10 protein-coding genes and 1 pseudogene are annotated in these 17,869 nt (G+C 39.5%); 8 read left to right on the plus strand and 3 right to left on the minus strand.

Going from position 1 to position 17,869, the window contains the following annotated elements; all coding sequences use genetic code 11:
• Positions 1-138: 138 nt before the first annotated feature.
• Positions 139-2,055 (minus strand): M48 family metallopeptidase, encoded by a 1,917-nt coding sequence (locus V7K30_RS33255; protein ID WP_335006733.1) that lies wholly within the window; start codon positions 2,053-2,055, stop codon positions 139-141.
• 283 nt (positions 2,056-2,338) lie between these two features.
• Between V7K30_RS33255 and V7K30_RS33260 the strand changes: the two genes are divergently transcribed.
• From V7K30_RS33260 to V7K30_RS33290, 6 genes and pseudogenes are all read left to right on the plus strand, one after another.
• A complete protein-coding gene (locus V7K30_RS33260; RefSeq protein ID WP_335006735.1) occupies positions 2,339-3,523 on the plus strand; it encodes an NAD(P)H-quinone oxidoreductase subunit H in 1,185 nt (394 codons plus the stop codon).
• 213 nt (positions 3,524-3,736) lie between these two features.
• Entirely contained in the window at positions 3,737-7,171 is a 3,435-nt protein-coding gene (locus V7K30_RS33265; protein ID WP_335006737.1) for a helicase-related protein, read from the plus strand.
• Positions 7,172-7,532: 361 nt separating this feature from the next.
• Positions 7,533-8,093, plus strand: coding sequence for a Uma2 family endonuclease (locus tag V7K30_RS33270; RefSeq protein ID WP_335006739.1), 561 nt, complete (start codon positions 7,533-7,535; stop codon positions 8,091-8,093).
• A 783-nt stretch (positions 8,094-8,876) separates the two neighbouring features.
• Positions 8,877-12,434: pseudogene (locus tag V7K30_RS34500) on the plus strand (Eco57I restriction-modification methylase domain-containing protein); the annotation flags it as partial.
• Positions 12,435-12,829: 395 nt separating this feature from the next.
• Positions 12,830-13,372 (plus strand): GAF domain-containing protein, encoded by a 543-nt coding sequence (locus tag V7K30_RS33285; RefSeq protein ID WP_442941131.1) that lies wholly within the window; start codon positions 12,830-12,832, stop codon positions 13,370-13,372.
• Positions 13,373-13,899: 527 nt separating this feature from the next.
• Complete coding sequence (locus V7K30_RS33290) at positions 13,900-14,289, plus strand: VOC family protein (RefSeq protein WP_335006745.1); 390 nt, start codon at positions 13,900-13,902, stop codon at positions 14,287-14,289.
• A 28-nt stretch (positions 14,290-14,317) separates the two neighbouring features.
• Here V7K30_RS33290 and V7K30_RS33295 read toward each other — a convergent pair whose 3' ends face one another.
• Together V7K30_RS33295 and V7K30_RS33300 are read right to left on the minus strand one after the other, a co-directional pair.
• Positions 14,318-14,656: a hypothetical protein gene (locus V7K30_RS33295; protein ID WP_335006747.1), complete on the minus strand. Its 339-nt coding sequence runs from the start codon at positions 14,654-14,656 to the stop codon at positions 14,318-14,320.
• Positions 14,657-14,712: 56 nt separating this feature from the next.
• Positions 14,713-14,898: a hypothetical protein gene (locus V7K30_RS33300; protein WP_335006749.1), complete on the minus strand. Its 186-nt coding sequence runs from the start codon at positions 14,896-14,898 to the stop codon at positions 14,713-14,715.
• 462 nt (positions 14,899-15,360) lie between these two features.
• On the opposite strand from V7K30_RS33300, the gene V7K30_RS33305 reads away from it, so the two are divergent.
• Positions 15,361-16,548: a class I SAM-dependent methyltransferase gene (locus V7K30_RS33305; protein WP_335006751.1), complete on the plus strand. Its 1,188-nt coding sequence runs from the start codon at positions 15,361-15,363 to the stop codon at positions 16,546-16,548.
• A 332-nt stretch (positions 16,549-16,880) separates the two neighbouring features.
• Positions 16,881-17,759, plus strand: coding sequence for an NAD(P)-dependent oxidoreductase (locus tag V7K30_RS33310; RefSeq protein ID WP_335006753.1), 879 nt, complete (start codon positions 16,881-16,883; stop codon positions 17,757-17,759).
• Positions 17,760-17,869 lie beyond the last annotated feature (110 nt).

Below are 17,869 nucleotides of genomic sequence, written 5' to 3' on the forward strand. Positions count from 1 at the left end.
TTATGTATTCTTTTCTTTGTGTCTTTGCGGGTTTATAGCTAAAAAATAGTTTTTAAACTACAAAGACACAAAAGGAAAATATCATAAATTCCACACCCAGCGTCAGCCTTGGATGTTGAGCTTTAAGCATCTGTGGTGCTATTTTTTACCTTTTTTCTGGTAAATCATCGAATTTGATATCCGTTTTAATTTTTTCTCCATACTTAAATTGCTATTTAAAATAAAAATGAATACATTATCGGTAAATTCATTTTCCTTTAATAAGCTCTGAACAATTTTAGAGTTATCAGTTTCATAAATACGACTACCTTCCCAAAAACTAAATCCACGCTTCACAGCTAGAACATAAAGTGGTTTTTCAGTAAAATATTGCAGATTTTTTTGAACTAAATAAGCAGTTATTATCTGCGGATAATGAGATAACTGCTGACGAAGCTTATTTACCTCTATATCCGAAATATTATGAGGGTAAAATTTATCATCCCTTTTCAATTTAGAGCGCTTTTTCTGTCCTTTCAAAATTAATTTATGATAATTTTCGGCACGTTCTTGATAAGACTTAGCCTCATTGTTTCTACCTTGGTTTTTAAGAAAATAGCAAATTATCTGACAACCTCCTATGACTATACTTGAGTCTTGCTCTATTGCCTTCTCAATGTATTCTATTCCAATCGCGTCTTGTTTTTTTAATAATATTTGACCTAGTAAATAATTAGCTGATGCATGGTAAGCATCACGATGAATAATTTCTTTTAATAGAGGTATAACAGCTTCTTCGCCCTCAAGTTCCAACGTCAAAAATGCTTGCTGACTAGCTTCTTCTAGAGTTAGGTGTTGTTTTTGCGATTTGTGATTTAAATCTTTTAATTTAGCTATTTGTTTTTGAAATTCACCATATTTTTGTCTCCAAGATGTTGCTATTTTTTCTCGCCAATCTTGACTAAAATAATCAATAAATTTTTCTAATTTATCTCCTAAAAATTCTTGGGCAGCGCTAATTTCAATTGGTGCAAATATAGCTAATTCTTTCGGAACATCGGGGATATATCCCAAGGCTTTTAATCTATCTGTCAAGCAAGGGTGAGTATCAGTATTATTGGTTTTTTCTGTTAATGCTTCAATTAAATAAGTTCTTGTAATTTCCTGATTAAGTCTCTGGCTTAAAGCCTGTTGCATAGCCATATAAGTCATTTTTGGTGGTTCAATTTCTGTCTCTACCTGTTTATAGATACTAGACCAAAAATATCTTTCTAAAAATCTTGCTTTCACCTTTGTATTTATCAAAGCTTTAGCAGTATTATGTTCTCCCGTTAAATCAACAGCACATCTATCTGCTTCATATTCATTCATGCGTGCTAATACAAAAGAATAGGCATTAAAAAATGGGATGTACCATATCAAAAACAGTTGAAAAACTAACGATAATATTTCATGTCCACTTTGTCGGAGTCCTGTAACAATGCGATACCAAGTTTCGCGTTGGCGATAAATCCAACCACTAAAACTGCTGTGATTTCCTGATAAATGTCCCAGTTCATGGGCTAAGACGGCACGAAATTGTTCGGGTGGCAGTGCTAGCATGAGCGGTAGACCGACAATTAAGTAATTTTGCTGCCATCCCAGCAAACCTAAGCGTGGTCTTTGGACAACCCATGCATTAAAATCGTTGGTCAGCAAGATGTGGTGAAACTGTGGGGCTTGTAACTTCGATGAGATTTCGTTAATTAAAGAATAGAGATTGGGTACATCCTTGGGTTGTAGTGGTAAACCTGTAGGTGGAGGAAAAGAAACCCATAGCGATCGCAGTAATACGAATGCTAACGTCAGCAAAAACAAAAGACCTGTCAAAGATAAGTTAGAAATTGACTGAGCATTAACTATCCCAAAGATAATACCTACTAACAAAGTCAACGTTACAGCTAGAAACAAAAATATATATGCATAGCCCAAAGTAGCCAAAAAAGCAACATGCAATTTATAAAGATGCGGTTGTTTATTAGCAAAAACTTCTAACTTCTGAATTAGCTTATCAAAACGCTCTTGATTGAAAGTCATAGATATGTATCAGGGTCATAAAACTGTAATATAGCTGACACAATATCTCTATGACTTACGTAAAAACTCAGAAATTATTGGGCATTATGCATTGGGCATTGTCCCTTTGTTTGAGCACAATGAGGTGAAAAAAATCCGATGCCTCAATTAAGTGGATATCGAGCTTCCATATAATAGTTGAAGAAGTGCAACAAACTGAAACATTCTGGTTGGCATCTAAGCGGTTCAATTCAAAATTTGCTTTCGGCACGCTACACGAACAAAACAGGAGAACACGAAATCTATGACCAGACTAGAAACCCGCACTGAACCGATGGTGCTAAACATGGGGCCACACCACCCCTCAATGCACGGGGTTCTGCGGCTAATCATGACTCTGGATGGCGAGGATGTCGTTGACTGTGAACCGGTCATCGGCTACCTGCACCGGGGAATGGAAAAAATTGCTGAGAACCGCACTAATGTAATGTACGTCCCTTACGTTAGTCGCTGGGACTACGCTGCGGGAATGTTCAACGAAGCTGTCACTGTCAACGCCCCAGAAAAGCTTGCAGGTGTCGCTGTCCCCAAACGTGCTAGCTACATCCGCGTCATCATGCTGGAGTTGAACCGCATCGCTAACCACTTGCTGTGGTTTGGCCCCTTCTTAGCTGACGTGGGCGCTCAAACTCCCTTCTTCTACCAGTTCCGGGAACGGGAGATGATTTATGATTTGTGGGAAGCCGCCACAGGCTATCGGATGGTAAATAACAACTACTTCCGCGTTGGTGGAGTAGCAGCCGATTTGCCCTATGGTTGGGTAGATAAATGTCTAGAATTCTGCGACTACTTAATACCCAAAGTTGATGAGTACGAACGCTTAGTAACCGATAACCCCATCTTCCGGCGACGTGTTGAGGGTATTGGTACTGTAACCCGTGAAGAAGCAATTAACTGGGGACTTTCTGGCCCAATGTTACGCGCCTCTGGCGTGCAATGGGATTTGCGGAAAGTTGACCATTACGAATGCTACGACGATTTCGACTGGGACGTGCAGTGGGAAACCGCCGGTGATTGCTTTGCCCGTTACGTGGTGCGGATGCGGGAAATGCGCGAATCTGTGAAGATTCTTCGCCAAGCAATTAAAGGACTTCCTGGCGGCCCTTACGAAAATCTGGAAGCCAAGCGTTTAGCCGCAGGTAAAAAATCCGAGTGGGATGCATTTGATTATCAATTCATTGGCAAAAAAGTTTCCCCTACCTTTAAGATTCCCAAGGGTGAAATCTACTCTCGTGTAGAAAGTGGCAAAGGTGAATTGGGAATTTATTTGGTTGGCGATGATAACGTCTTTCCTTTACGGTGGAAGATTCGTCCAGCGGACTTCAACAACCTCCAGATTGTTCCACATTTACTGCGCGGAATGAAGGTTGCAGATATTGTGGTGATTCTCGGCAGTGTTGACGTAATTATGGGATCTGTAGATAGGTAGAAAATATCTATCTAAGTACTTTTTAGAGCAGTTGTATTATGCAACTGCTCTTTTTTTTATAATTTTTGAAGACGCGATAAATCGCTACGAAAGACTGATTATTCTACAGACGGCGATTTATCGCGTCTCTTGTCTTGCACCCTTCACTAATCTGGCTGGAAAAATTTTTTACTCATATAACAGATGTACGAAATATTTATAGAGTTTTAAATAATGCCCCGGATATTTGACAACATTGATTTACAACTGCTACCGATTTTACGAGAAACTCTCAAAGTCTCTTATCGAGCAGATTTTTGCGTTGGTTACTTCAACCTCAGAGGTTGGCGAAGAATTGATGATTTAATTGAACAGTATGTTGGTAGTGAAAAGGCTTGTTGCCGTTTGCTAATAGGGATGCAAAGTTTACCGAGTGATGAAGTTCATGCGGCATTTACCCTTAGTAGTGGTGATGGACGGATTGACAATAGTGCCATCGTGCGGTTGAAAAAACGCATGGCGGCGGAATTTCGTAAGCAGTTAACTATTGGTGCGCCGACTAATCAGGATGAAGCGGGGTTGCGGCGGTTAAGTCATCAGCTAAAAACTCAGAAACTAATTATTAAACTGTTTTTGCGCCATTCTCTCCACGCCAAGTTATATCTTGTGCATCGTCATGACCCGAATACTCCAACTGTGGGATTCTTGGGTAGTAGTAATTTAACTCTTCCCGGACTGGCGAAACAAGGGGAGTTAAATGTCGATATTTTAGATCACGATGCTTGCCATAAACTGCAAAAATGGTTTAGCGATCGCTGGCAAGATTACGGTTGTGTAGATATTTCTCAAGAACTAGCCGAAATTATTGATCAGAGTTGGGCTAGGGAGGAGTTAGTTTTACCTTACTACATCTACCTCAAGATAGCTTACCACTTATCCCATGAAGCGATCGCCGGACTTTCAGAATTTCGCATCCCTCGCGAATTTAATAACTTATTTGAGTTCCAAAAAGCCGCCGTGCAGCTAGCAGCACGTCATGTAACTAGGCGTGGTGGTGTGTTAGTGGGGGATGTGGTTGGTTTGGGTAAAACTTTAGTTGGAACCGCCCTAGCTAAGATATTACAAGAAGATTGTTATTTAGAAACATTGATTCTTTGCCCGAAAAATTTAGTACCAATGTGGCAAGAATATGTAAATAATTATCGGCTACTTGCCGAAGTTATGTCAATTAGTCAAGTACAAAATAAGCTACCAAAACTCCGCCGTTACCGAGTTGTGTTAATTGATGAAAGTCACAACTTACGTAACCGCGAAGGTAAACGTTATCGAGCCATTACAGAATATATTGCTGCTAACGAAAGTAAATGTATCTTATTATCTGCGACTCCTTACAATAAAAGTTATCTTGACCTTTCTGCCCAACTCCGGCTATTTGTGTCAGAAGACGAAGATTTAGGGTTAAGACCAGAAGCTTTAATTAATGAACTGGGTGGCAGTTCTGTAGGAGAATTAGAGTTTATTAGAAAGCATCAATGTTCAGTACGTTCTTTAGCTGCCTTTGAGAAAAGCGAACACCCTGATGACTGGCGAGAATTGATGAAGCGCTACATGGTGCGACGCACTCGCTCTTTTATTAAAGATAATTATGCTTACACAGATGAAACAGGGCGGAAATATTTAGAATTTTCTGATGGCAGACATTCTTATTTTCCCCAGCGCATACCTCGGAGTCTCAAGTTTCCTTTACAAGCTTCTAACACAGACTTTTATGCTCGTCTTTACTCTGAGTTAGTCGTAGAAGTAATTAATCAACTGAATTTACCTCGCTATGGGCTAGGAAATTACATTATTGCTCAATCCAAACAGCCGCCTACAGACACCGAGCAACGTTTTATTAATAGTTTATTTCGTGGTGGTAGGAGGTTAATGGGTTTTTCTCGGACTAATTTGTTTAAACGTTTAGAAAGTAGTGGCGTTGTTTTTATTCAATCAATTGAACGCCACATTTTACGGAATTTCATTTATTTATATGCTTTAGAGCAAGGGCTTGATATTCCGATTGGAACTCAAGATGCTGAGTTATTAGATACAAGTAATAATGATGAAGATGCCGATTCTGTGGCAGCAGCTTTGTTTGATACAGAAACGGAAGAAGATGATTCTACTGTTTTGCTACAAGTAGACAGCGAAGGAGAAGTAACTCTTTTTTCTAAGGAGGATGAGAAAGCATCTAAAACCGAAAAAGTTTTTCGTCAAAGAGCAGAATCAATTTACCAAGAATATACAACCCGATATCAACGAAGATTTAAATGGCTGCGTTCTACACTTTTTGACATTAAAAAAATCAAACGGGATTTACTAGAGGATGCAAAAGCACTGATTAATGTGCTGCAACAGTGTGGCGAGTGGAATCCTCAAAAAGATGAAAAACTTGCTGCCTTAATTGAACTGTTAACAAAAACTCACCCCAAAGATAAAGTACTAATTTTCACCCAGTTTGCCGATACAGTCCGTTACCTTGCAGACAATTTGCAGTTGAGCAATATTATTAATGTTGCAGGGGTCACAGGTCAATCTAAAGACCCGACAGTAATGACGGGAAGATTTAGCCCTGTGAGTAATGGAAAACGTGAGCAAATTTCATCATCAGATGAGTTGCGGATTTTAATAGCTACCGATGTTTTGAGTGAAGGTCATAATTTGCAAGACTGTGCAATTATCGTTAATTGGGATTTACCTTGGGCGATTATTCGCTTAATTCAACGCGCCGGACGGGTAGACCGCATTGGACAAAATGCTGACCAAATTATCTGTTATTCTTTTTTACCAGCCGAGGGAGTAGAACGCATTATCAATTTGCGGGGACGACTCCGCAAACGATTGCAAGAAAATGCGGAAGTGGTGGGAACTGATGAAGCTTTTTTTGAAGATGATGATGCACAAGTGATTCTCGACCTTTACAACGAGAAATCTGGAGTTTTAGATGGCGAAGAAGATACAGAAGTTGATTTAACCTCAGAAGCGTTTCAAATTTGGAAAAAAGCCACTGATGGTAATCCGGGTTTGAAAAAAACGATTGAGGAAATGCAAAATGTGGTTTATTCTACCCGCGCCCATACTCCTCAACCTGTGCAACCAGAAGGGGTATTGCTTTATATGAAAACCAGCGAGGGAAATGATTCCTTGATTTATGTTGACCGCGATGGAAATAGCGTTACTCAATCACAATTAGCGGTTCTTCGGGTGGCGGCGTGCGAAGAATCTACCCCAGCGATACCTAGAGACGAACAGCATCACGAGTTAGTTAAAAAGGGTGCTGAATTAATTGCTGAAGAAGAGAAAAATGCAGGTGGCCAATTGGGACGACCATCAGGTGCAAGGTTCCGCACCTATGAACGACTTAAGGGTTATGTTGAAGATATGAAGGGAACAGTATTTGTTAGTGAAGAAATTTTAAAAGCAATTGATGAGATTTACCGTTATCCTTTGCGACAGTCAGCCATTGATACTCTCAACCGCCAAGTAAGAAGCGGTATTAATAATCAGCAGTTGGCTGAGTTAGTGGTGGCGTTACGGATGGATGACCGTTTGTGTATTGTGACAGAAGAAGTGGAGAAACGAGAACCTGAAATTATTTGTTCTTTAGGATTATTCGAGGAGTCAACTTAACATTAAATCAGCGGTTAGAAACCGTATCTACACAAACAAAACCAACCTCCGTGGGTTTCAAACCCTCAACACCTCGTTCAACACCTCGTTCCCAGTCAGAGACTGGGAATGCCTATTTTGAGGCTCCGCCTCCCTAACTCGCGGTAGCAGCCCAATGAGGAGCATTTCCAGAAGTAGGGTGTGTTATGCCGTAGGCTAACGCACGTTGAATTGTTAACGGTGCTACACGTTGTAGGGGCAATTCATGAATTGCCACTACCTGTTAGCGAACGTCTTGATTCTGACTTATCGATTCTTCTTAAAGTTTAATTATGACTAACTTTTTTCAAGATATAATAAAAATATTTTAGGAGTAATTTTTATGGTTATATTATCATCTAATCTTTCCTTAACAGAGTTTCTGCAATTACCAGAAACTAAACCTCCTAGTGAATATATTGATGAAAAAATCTACCAAAAACCAATGCCACAAGGAAAACATAGCAGAATCCAAACTCGTTTATCAACCGAGATTAATCAGGTTAGTGAACCTGAGCAAAAAGCTTTAGCATTAACTGAATTACGCTGCACATTTGGAGGACGTTCTTTAGTTCCAGATATTGCTGTATTTGAGTGGTCACGACTTCTTGTTGATGAATATGGGGAAATCGCCAATAAGTTTGAAATTTATCCAGATTGGATAATTGAAATTCTATCACCTGATCAATTTCCTAACCGTGTGATTGATAAAATTATTTTTTGTATTAATCATGGTACAAAATTAGGTTGGTTTATTGACTCTAATGATAAATCTGTGATGGTATTTCAACCTAATAAATTGCCAGAAGTAAAATATAATAATGATAAATTGACTGTTCTTAATATATTAGCAGATTGGCAAATTACGCCAGCAGATATATTTAGTTGGTTAAAGGTTAAATAGTAAATCAATATCCAAATAGTAGGGTGTGTTGTCGCGTGTTCACCTCGTTCCCAGTCTCTGACTGGGAATGTCTATTTTGAAGCTCCGCCTCCTTGACTCGCGGTAGCAGCCCAATGAGGTGCATTTCCAGCCAGAGGCTAGAAACGAGGTTTTAAAGGGGTTTTAGCTTAAATCTTGAGTTTGATTTATTCTCGCCGACTTATCTACTAAGAATGAGAAAGTCAAATGCCATTTGGAGTAAGTCAAAGGTCATTTTGCTTGCGGAATACACCCAAATTAGTAAGCAAACTGGGGTTTGAGTAAGTCAAAGGTCATTTTAGTTGCGGAATACACCCAAATTAGTAAGCAAACTGGGGTTTGAGTAAGTAAAACGTCATTTTGCTTGCAGAATACACCAAAATGAGTAAGTCAAATGCCATTTTGAGTAAGTAAAAAGTCATTTTGTGAAAGCATTTCAGTATTTTGTGAAAGTAATTAGGTATTTTGATAAAGCAATTAGGCATTTTGATAAAGTAATCAGCAAATATACTTGACAATTAAAAATCACGGTTACATAAATAAAGCCGACGCTTTGACAAACCCATAACTTTTCAGTAATATCTCTGAGCCTTAATTAAAGATAATAGATTTATAAAGGATCAAAAGCATGGTTAGAAATTTAACTCGTATAAATAGGGTTTCTTAAAGTCTGCGCTGGCGGACTTTATTTTTAGAGTCACAGATTTATTTTCTGAGTGACATAAATTACCATGCTTGGGTTTTATTCTCCAAGCATGGTAAGTTATGTCACTTAATTTTAAACGGACACGCGATTTACTTTATAACTTCCAATTTAGTGATTTGTTTATAGAAGAATTAGGTTGGTCTAAACCTTCAAGCCGAAAAGCTATAACCTTAAAGATTGAGAACAACACCTATAAATATCAGAGAATTGCTGAACTTTCAGGTGTTGCAATTTTTGAAGTCACCGCAACCGATGGAAAAATACCAGAGGCTAAAGTTAGAGTTGCTATTCATCAAGAAATTACTAAACTGATAGCTGAAAATCTCATAATTTTTATTGCTCAAGAACGCACACGTAGTCTTTGGTATTGGGTAAAACGAGAAGGAAGTAAAAGCTTCGTTCGTGACCATTTATATGTCAAAGGTCAACCAGGAGACTTATTTTTAAGCAAACTTGGTTCTTTAGTTATTGATATTACTGAATTAGAACATGGGGAACCGACTGTTGTTGAAATTGCTTATAAGCTACAACATGGGTTTGATGTTGAGCCAGTAACTAAGAAGTTTTACAAGGAATTTCAAGAACAACACCAGAAGTTTTTGCTGTTTGTGAAAGGAATTGATAATGAGACAGATAGACGTTGGTACACATCGGTAATTCTCAATCGCCTGATGTTTGTTTATTTTCTCCAGCGTAAGGGTTTTATTGATAATGAGGATTTAAATTATCTTCAAAATAAGCTTGAACAAAGCAAACAAAAAGCTGAAAATTATTTTTATGCTGAATTTCTCAAGGCTTTGTTTTTTGAAAGCTTTGCAAAACCTGAGTTTGAACGCGATTCATCTGTACAAAAATTGGTAGGAAAAGTTAAATACCTGAATGGTGGACTATTTCTCAAGCATCAGATTGAAGATAAATATGATATTTCTATAGTTGATGAGGCGTTTGAGCAAGTTCTAGATTTATTTGGGCGTTATTCTTGGAATCTAGATGATACGCCGGAAGGTAAAGATGATGAGATAAATCCTGATGTCTTGGGTTATATTTTTGAAAAATACATTAATCAAAAGGCTTTTGGAGCGTATTATACTAGACCGCAGATTACAGAATATCTTTGTGATAGAACTATCCACAAGTTAATTGTAGACCGCGTAAATGATGCGCTATCTGATCAGTATATAGCGCTTATCGGCCTTTGTGAGGTACAAGAACCCCACCCCCAACCCCCTCCCCGCTCTTCGAGAGAGGGCTATGATGTACCTCATGTGATTAGTAAACGCTATAAGACATTTGAGGATATTAATGAACTTATCATCAAGTTGGATACAAATGTTTGTCGTCTCCTAATGGAAGATATTCTTCCTAATTTATCTATCCTTGACCCAGCTTGCGGTTCTGGTGCTTTTCTGGTGGCGGCGATGAAGACGCTTATTCAAGTTTATAGTGCGGTAATTGGGACTATTGAATTGATGGGTAATTGCTCTCTGAAAAAGACGCTTGAAGATATCCAAAGTTATCATCCTTCAGTACTTTATTTTATCAAAAAGCGGATTGTTTCTGATAACCTCTATGGTATAGATATCATGGAGGAAGCAACGGAAATTGCTAAACTACGTCTTTTCTTAGCTTTGGTTTCTTCTGCTCACGATGTGGAAGAGTTAGAACCTTTGCCTAATATTGATTTTAATATTATGGCGGGTAATTCGTTAATTGGTTTAATTCGGGTTGATGAAACAGCCTTTGATGCTGTGGGAAATTCTCTACAAGGAAATCTATTACAGTCTTTAGCCGCAGATAATTATAAGAAAATTCTGGAAGACAAAAATTAATATGTGAAATTATATAAACAACACTCTTTTATTCTTGGAAAAGAACAACTTAGTGATGGGATAGATGGAAGCTTTCAAAAACCTCGCTTGGAGATGTTACGGACTCCAATTGATCAACTTAACAGAAAATCGCAAGAAAAGTTAAATGTTTTACTCTTGAATGAATTTAGTCAAAAGCTGGGTATTAAGTATGAGGAAGTTCAGTTAACTGGAAAATCACAGAAGCGTGTTTTGAAGGTTGAGGATATTGCAGCTTTAAAGCCGTTTCACTGGGGTTATCATTTTGACAAGGTTTTAGAACGCGGCGGTTTTGATGCGATTATCACTAATCCACCGTGGGAAATATTTAAGCCACAGGCTAAGGAGTTCTTTGCACAACATAATGAACTGGTGACGAAGAACAAAATGGATATCAAGGATTTTGAGAAAGAACAGAATAAACTATTACAAAATCCAATAATTGCAAGTACTTGGTTAGAATATCAAAGTCAATATCCTTATGTCAGCGCTTATTATCGTTCATCTGAACAGTATAAAAATCAAATTTCTGTTGTGAACGGTAAAAAAGCTGGTACGGATATTAATCTATATAAGCTGTTTACAGAACAATGTTTTAATCTTCTGCGTTCAGGCGGTGAGTGCGGAATTGTAATTCCTAGCGGGATTTATACGGACTTGGGGACTAAGCAATTGCGGGAGATGTTGTTTAGTCAAACTAAAGTTACTGGTTTATTCTGCTTTGAGAACCGGAAGACAATTTTTGAAGAAGTTGATAGCCGTTTTAAATTTGTTGTCCTTACTTTTGTTAAAGGTAGTACAACAATAGAATTTCCATCTGCATTTATGCGCCATAATGTGCAGGAGCTTCAAAGGTTTCCTAGTGATGATAGCTTGCAGATTAATATTGATATGGTGCGTCAACTATCACCTGATTCGCTGTCTGTGATGGAGTTGAAGAATAGTATTGAATATAGCATTGCTAATAAAGTGGCAAGTCATCCTCAGCTAGATAACAAGAGTTCTGTATTTGAACATATAAGATTTTCTCGTGAGTTAGCTCCTGACTCAAAATCTAATTTATTACAAAATTATCCTGAAAAGGATTTTTTTCCTCTTTTTGAAGGAAGAATGATTCATCAATTTACACATAAATACTCGACAATATATAGATATTTGATCAAAGAAGTAGATGCAAGAAAAATAATTTTAGGAAAAGCTCAAGATAAAGGACAAAAACTCGATTATCAAACTTATCGCCTTGCCTTTCGTAAAATTGCCCGGAATACAGATGAGCGAACAATGATTGCAACGATTATTCCTCCATCTTTATGTATAGAGAATTTACAAACAGTACAAATGCTTGATGATAGAGGTAATCAATTTGTTTCCTACCATACAATTTTTTATTTATGCGCTGTTTTTAATAGCCTTACCTATGATTCATTGATTAGATTAAAAGTAACAGCAAATATCAACTATTTTTTTGTATACAGTACCCAAGTCCCACGCTTAACAAAAAACGATCGCTACTTCAACGATATTGTACAACGCGCTGCCAAACTCATCTGCACGACACCAGAATTTGACGAACTCGCGCAAGAAGTCCGTCTAGTTTCCCATGAACAAGGCGTTACCGATGAAACAGAACGCGCCAAATTACGCGCCGAACTCGATGGGATGATAGCACACCTTTACGGCTTAACTGAAGAGGAATTTAGCTACATCCTCACGACATTTCCGATTGTTAATGCAACTGTTAAAGAAGCAGCTTTGTCAGCTTACCGTAACTTTGCGCCAATGTTTGGAGACTCAAAAATATTAGCATCTATCAAATAGCGGAAGAAAACCTCACCCTGGTTATGCTACGCAAAACCTGTCCCTCTCCTTACTAAGGAGAGGGATGTTTGTTAGGACGGGGTGAGGTTCAATATTGCGTAGGTTTTGCCTATAAAATAAAAATGTGTAGGTTGGATTGAGGCTTTGGGAAACCCAACAAACCACGCAAAATGTTGGGTTTAGTTCCTCAACCCAACCTACGAATATTCTTAAGCAAGCAGTATTGGGGTGAGGTTTTAATGTTATGTTAGAAAAAATGAATTGCTGGTATAAATGCAAGAATGTGTTTATATAAGGTCTAATAAATTACTATATAAATTCAGCAGTATTTACTTAGTTGTAATTATATGACTGTGCAAATTAATTATCACTCAGATTTTAACCAGAGCCGCGATCGCCGTGAACAGGGTTTGCAACAATTGCTCGATCGCCTTGTTAAAACAATGCAGCGCGATGAGTTAGTGCGGCAAACAACCAATCAACTCCGAGAATCGCTTCAGGTTGATCGAGTGGTGTTGTATTATTTTTACGGGCAGTGGCAAGGACAGGTGACTTTTGAATCTTTGAGTTCTAAAGAATTCTCAATACTTGGCTCAACTGGCCCAGATGATTGTTTTAACAACGAGTATGCTGCTTTATACTTAGCAGGACGGGTAAAGGCGATCGCTGATATTCAATTAGAGCCAATCGAACCTTGTCACCGAGATTTTCTCCGCAATATGCAGGTTCGTGCCAACCTGGTTGTACCAATTTTGATTCCTAGAGGATTATGGGGCTTGCTAGCGGCACATCACTGCCAAGGGCCTCATTATTGGTCGCCATCAGATATAGAAATGATGCAAACAGGGGCACAAACTCTAGCAACCGCCCCTTACATACTCGAAAGTTAAAAAGGCGGTTAGGTAAAGTGCGGTTAATTAAAGGGCGGTAGTTAAAAGGCGGTAGTTAAAGGGGGGTTAGAAACCGCGTCTACACAGGCAAAACCCACCTCCGTGGGTTGAAAATCCTGAATTATTCCTTAGTTAAAGGGTGGTAGTTAAAAGGCAATACACTTGGGTTAAGAAGAATAGTAGGTTGGGTTGAGCGTAAGCGTTACCCAACAAGCCTTGATAATGTTGAGTTTCGTTCCTCAAACGCCAGTTGCTACAACGGGGGGAACCCCCGCAACACACTGGCTCCCCAACCTACGCCAGTTTTAGTTTTTAGCCTTAACCCAAGCGTATTGAGTTAAAAGGCGGTTAGAAACCTCGTCTACACGAGACTTTACCCACCTCAGTGGGTTAGAAAACCTGAATTTTTTCTTAGTCTGCGGAGGCGGACTTCTCTGCGAGACGCTGCGCGAACGCTTGTATAGCCGCGAATTCTATTCGCCTTAAGCTCTTGCCAATACTAATTTTTATAATAAGGAGAAAAAACTATGAAATTTGGTTACACGGTCATCTGGGTAGAGGATGTAGTTAAAACAGTTGAGTTTTACGAAAAAGCTTTTGGTCTAGTTCGTCGCACTCTCCAGGATAAGGGGCAATCTATCTGGGCTGAAATCGAAACCGGAAACACCACACTAGCTTTCTCTTCTAGTAGCGAGGCACAGAAATTATTTCCTGGCGGCTTCCATGCCAACGACGCCACACAACCACCGACATTAATCCAGATATCATTTATCACACCTGATGTTGGTAGCGCTTACATGAGAGCGATCGGGGCTGGTGCAAAAACACTAGATGCCCCTAAAAGCCAGCCTGGGGGACAAACTATTGCTCGTGTCCGCGATCCCAATGGGGTGCTGGTATCCTTAGTGAGTGGCTAGGTAGCAAATTGTTTTTTAACACGGTGGTTCAACAGGAAGCTGAAAAGGAGACAGCACGAGCCAGATTTGAACGCCATTTTGGGGCACTTAATCTCGAATACGTCATTGATTTGAACAATGAGAGCATTGATGCAGATTTGGTGACGCGAGGATAAAACTTACTGATGATTAATTGCGATCGCACTTTGCCGTTTGGGGTGTAAATATCCGTGGTTTGTAAGGTAACGGCTTCCCGAATGCGACAGGCACTAAATAGGCAGAAAGCAAATAACGCTCTATCTCGGTCGTTAGTTAATCCAATAGCAAAAATTTGCTGTATTTCTGACTGCGTAAGAATCTTGGCTCGACCGTACCTATTAACTTTCATCGCCTGTCAACCGCGTTGTTGCGATTAACAGGCTACTACTAAAAGTTACCCAATAATTAAGCGGCTTGTTGTTTTTTCAATTCTTGTATCAATGCTTGACATTGCTTACTAGCATCTCTGGCTTGTCGCATTAAATCAAGTCCTTGTTTCCGGTTTACTTTTGATACTTCTATGGATTGACGGCTTAACTCGGCTGCTCGTTTACCCAATTCCTTGATTTTGGCTTTGAGTTCTTCCATCATCTTTTAACCCTCTAGCTCTGAGATTACAGCATCCAAATTTTCCATTTGTTCATACAGTAATATCCGCTCTAGTTTGGAGTAAACTAGCGTCATCAAAATCTTCTAACTCTAACTCAATTTCGGCAAGGTCGTATAATTCTCTTGTTATCACTTCGAGTTTTTCATACAGTCGTTTTAATGAGTTAAGCGTCGTTTGTTTCAACTCGCTACTACCTCACATTGTAAAAATTATTCCCACAGGTAGATTTTATATCGTGTAGATTATAAAAATCTTTCTGAAAAATACGACGGATTAGGCATTGAACCTGGAGACAGTATTTTACTCTTTATGTGATGCATTGAGTTTTGTGCTAATGCGTCAGCGCGGGATTACAGAGGCATTGTCTACTGATCGGCATTTCGAGCAAGAAGGGTTTATCCGCTGACTGCGACCAGCAGGCTAATACGACAATGAAAAATTTTATGGATTCCAATGCTTTACTGTGTGCAGCGATCGCAAATCACATTACCACTAATCCTCAACAACGAATTACTTTTGCTGAATTCATGGATATGGTATTGTACCACCCTGAATATGGCTACTATTCCAGCGATGCTGTCAAAATTGGCTTTCAAGGTGGTGATTTTTTCACCTCTGGCAACCTTGGCGCTGACTTTGGCGAGTTACTAGCAGAACAATTTTTGCAAATGTGGGAGATTTTAGGAAAACCTGTACCCTTTTCTCTGGTAGAAATGGGAGCAGGTCAAGGACTGCTAGCATTGCATATCCTCAAATATCATCAGCTACGCTACCCAGATTTTTTTACGGCGCTGGAGTACATCATTGTTGAAAAGTCCCCAACTTTAAGACAAGAACAACAGCAACGTTTGCAAGATTTACCTGTACGTTGGTGCAATCTAGAGGATATACCACCGAATGCGATCGCAGGTTGCTTTTTCTCTAACGAGTTAGTAGACGCATTTCCCGTGCATCAATTCATCCTGGAAACGGGAAAACTCCGAGAAATTTATGTAACAACAGATAAAAATGAGAAAGAAACCAATGCCCCATGCCCATCATTTGTAGAAGTAACAGGTGAACCTTCAACGCCCCAACTAGCTCAATATTTAGACTTAGTGGAAATCGACTTTACCCAAAGTGCATATCCAGATGATTACCGCAGTGAAATTAATTTAGCTGCTCTCGACTGGTTGAGTATAGTAGCAGACCGCTTGCAACGTGGCTATGTGTTAACAATTGATTATGGCTACACCGCCAATCGTTATTATAATCCCAGGCGATCGCAAGGAACGCTACAGTGTTATTATCATCACCGTTTCCATGACAACCCCTATATCAATATTGGAAGACAAGATATCACTGCCCATGTTGACTTTACAGCTTTGGAACGCTGGGGCGATAAGTGCGGTTTAAAGAATGTTGGTTTTATCCAGCAGGGATTATTTTTGATGGCGTTGGGATTAGGCGATCGCATTGCTGCCCTTTCTTATCAACAGCAACCCCTCTCACAGTTACTACAGCGGCGGGACGCACTACACAAGCTTATAGATCCCACAGGACTGGGCGGCTTTGGAGTTCTAGTTCAGAGCAAAGGTCTGGACAAGACAGAAATTTCTCAACTACTAAAAGGATTGACCCTGCCAGAGTAAAAGTAAAGAAAGAAAAGTTAAAACTCTATTTAAGAATGCAGTATCAGTCTTATTTAGACTAGCATAACAGTGATTACTGTAAAGTTAAACACAAGACAAAAGTAATAATTATGAATGCTCATGACTTGCTAATGCTAGTAACACTACTTACTCCTGGTATTTTACTTTCAGTGATAATTATGGCGACTTTTGCGGCTGGTGGCTAATCAGCAAATATGGAGTTATCAGTGTTCAGAGATAACTGTTCACTGATAACTGATATTAAAATCAAACGATAGAAACGCGATGTCTACGATGGGCTACGCCTACGCTGTACCAAAGGAACGTAAAAAATGAAGGTGGCATTTCTGGGAACTGGACTGATGGGACTACCAATGGCTCAAAGGTTATTAGCCGCAGATATACAGCTAGTTGCCTACAATCGCACCCCAGAAAAATTAGCACCACTACAAGCCGCTGGGGCTGAAATTGTCACACATCCCCGCCACGCCATTCGTGCTGCTGAGTGTGTAATCCTCATGCTCACTAATGCCCCGGCCATTTATAATGTGCTGCTTTCAGATACTGCTTGGCAAACTCTGGAAAAGCGCACGATCATCCAAATGGGAACAATTACTCCCACCGAAAGCCAGGAAATTAGAGATGCAGTTGTTGCGGGTGGTGGTGAGTATTTAGAAGCACCCGTATTAGGGAGTATCTCGGAAGCGAAAGCTGGCAAGTTGAGTGTTATGGTAGGGGCAGAGGCAGAACAATATCAACGCCATTTGAAGTTACTCCAACATTTTGGAACAGATCCTTTACTTATAGGGCCTGTGGGAACTGCGGCAGCGCTCAAATTGGCACTAAACCAACTAATAGCTTCCCTAACAACTAGCTTTGCTCTGAGTCTGGCTTTTGTCCAGCGTCAGGGTGTCGATGTGGATGTGTTTATGCAAATATTGCGCGACAGTTCACTCTACGCACCTACCTTTGACAAAAAGCTACAACGGATGTTGGATAGCAATTATGCTGATCCCAATTTCCCTACAAAACACTTGCTTAAAGATACAGAATTGTTTATCTCTGAAGCGAAATCTCTGAGTTTGGATCTCAGCAGTATTAAAGGTGTGCGGCAAATCTTGCAAACAGCCGTGAAAATGTCATTTGCTGATGATGATTACTCATCACTATTTTCTGTAATTAAGGAATGGGGAGAAGCGATCGGGGAATAAAGAAGTTTGAGTTCATAGTAAACTCAACGAGGTTGTCACCAACCCCGTTGGTCTTCAAAACCGTGCATGAAACTTTCGCTTCACACGGCTCCTCAATGATTCGGCACATT

Source organism: Nostoc sp., assembly GCF_036917655.1.
Lineage (GTDB): Bacteria > Cyanobacteriota > Cyanobacteriia > Cyanobacteriales > Nostocaceae > Nostoc.

Coding starts and splice junctions, on each gene's coding strand:
- V7K30_RS33295 (WP_335006747.1), bottom strand. CDS start 14,656: ATGAAAGTTAATAGGTACGGTCGAGCCAAGATTCTTACGCAGTCAGAA.
- V7K30_RS33265 (WP_335006737.1), top strand. CDS start 3,737: ATGCCCCGGATATTTGACAACATTGATTTACAACTGCTACCGATTTTA.
- V7K30_RS33255 (WP_335006733.1), bottom strand. CDS start 2,055: ATGACTTTCAATCAAGAGCGTTTTGATAAGCTAATTCAGAAGTTAGAA.
- V7K30_RS33305 (WP_335006751.1), top strand. CDS start 15,361: ATGGATTCCAATGCTTTACTGTGTGCAGCGATCGCAAATCACATTACC.
- V7K30_RS33310 (WP_335006753.1), top strand. CDS start 16,881: ATGAAGGTGGCATTTCTGGGAACTGGACTGATGGGACTACCAATGGCT.
- V7K30_RS33300 (WP_335006749.1), bottom strand. CDS start 14,898: ATGATGGAAGAACTCAAAGCCAAAATCAAGGAATTGGGTAAACGAGCA.
- V7K30_RS33285 (WP_442941131.1), top strand. CDS start 12,830: ATGACTGTGCAAATTAATTATCACTCAGATTTTAACCAGAGCCGCGAT.
- V7K30_RS33290 (WP_335006745.1), top strand. CDS start 13,900: ATGAAATTTGGTTACACGGTCATCTGGGTAGAGGATGTAGTTAAAACA.
- V7K30_RS33260 (WP_335006735.1), top strand. CDS start 2,339: ATGACCAGACTAGAAACCCGCACTGAACCGATGGTGCTAAACATGGGG.
- V7K30_RS33270 (WP_335006739.1), top strand. CDS start 7,533: ATGGTTATATTATCATCTAATCTTTCCTTAACAGAGTTTCTGCAATTA.